This is a genomic window from Enterococcus sp. 3H8_DIV0648 (assembly GCF_002140655.1).
Lineage (GTDB): Bacteria > Bacillota > Bacilli > Lactobacillales > Enterococcaceae > Enterococcus_A > Enterococcus_A hulanensis.
In genome coordinates this window covers 3203813-3204882 of record NZ_NGLG01000001.1, presented here as the reverse complement: position 1 = coordinate 3204882, position 1070 = coordinate 3203813, and the positions used below count along the sequence as shown (strand labels likewise).

The window sequence follows — 1070 nt, the reverse complement described above, 5'->3', positions numbered from 1 at the left end:
TTCTTATACCGTGTGCATTTGTTACCAGATTATTGAAATCAAAAACTTCCTCACTCAATAGGCCTTTCTCTTCGGAAAATCTTTCTTGATCATTCGGAACTGCATTAATTGTTCCAATAGAAAATTTCTCAATTCCTGTGCTCTCTTCCATAGTCTTTAAAATTTCAATTAAAAATTCTGCATTATAGTTTGCATCACTATACGTACAATCAATTTTTTTCAGCATACTTTTTCTCCTATTTTGAAAGTGGTGGAACTTGCGACATAGCTGAACACTGCAGTTGATTATCTTCTAGGTAATTCAGATATTAATCTTTTGGATACATCCAAAAAGGATATACAGAATTTAACTAAAGAGGAAGCTATGAAAGTACTTGTCATAAAACAATTTCTAAAAAAACAGAAGAAAACGAGAAAAATGACTCTTCTAATCCATAAAAAAGTCAATAGACCGCTAGGGTAACCTAGCGTCGCTATTGACTTTATTTATTGTGCATGTGCTTTTGTCATTGCCCGAGGAACTCACGAAAAAGATAGTAGCTTGTTCCTCGAGCCTTTTTAGCATACCATGCCCACCGTTTGCTTTAAAAGTTGAATTAGATCTTTCAAACCTTTTCTACTTCTCCCTCAGAATCTAGCGAAATAGCAGATAAAAAACTGAATTAGTGAGTAGCAAACAATCAAGTGCTCATAGTATTTTCTTATCTTTCACTTAAATATACTTCTATCATCTTCTTTGGTGCTGGAACAAGATCTTCTTCAATTTCTACATGTTCATTTCTAATTCCCGTATACAAACATTCATCGCAAAATTTAACCAATATATCCCCTTTACTAACCATTGTTGTTAATCGTAAATTACTATCATTACAGCTAGGGCATAACTCTTCTGTCATGTAAGCACTTAAATCCCATATCAATGATGAGACTTGATTAGAAAGTTCTTCTTCACTTAACCCTTCTATAACTTTATTTGTATAAAATGGGATAGCTATTTCAAAATTGTCATCAGAATGCCCTAGAATTAAGCCTGTAGAATCAACTCTCGTTATTGCATCTAGGTAATCTAT

2 protein-coding genes are annotated in these 1070 nt (G+C 33.1%); both read right to left on the bottom strand.

All coding sequences use genetic code 11. The annotated features are described in order from the left end of the window. Positions 1-226 (bottom strand): hypothetical protein (locus tag A5875_RS14815; protein WP_217809348.1); only part of this gene is annotated, 226 nt, incomplete at its 3' end. A gap of 475 nt (positions 227-701) precedes the next feature. Then, positions 702-1070 (bottom strand): hypothetical protein (locus A5875_RS14810; protein ID WP_088934299.1); only part of this gene is annotated, 369 nt, incomplete at its 5' end.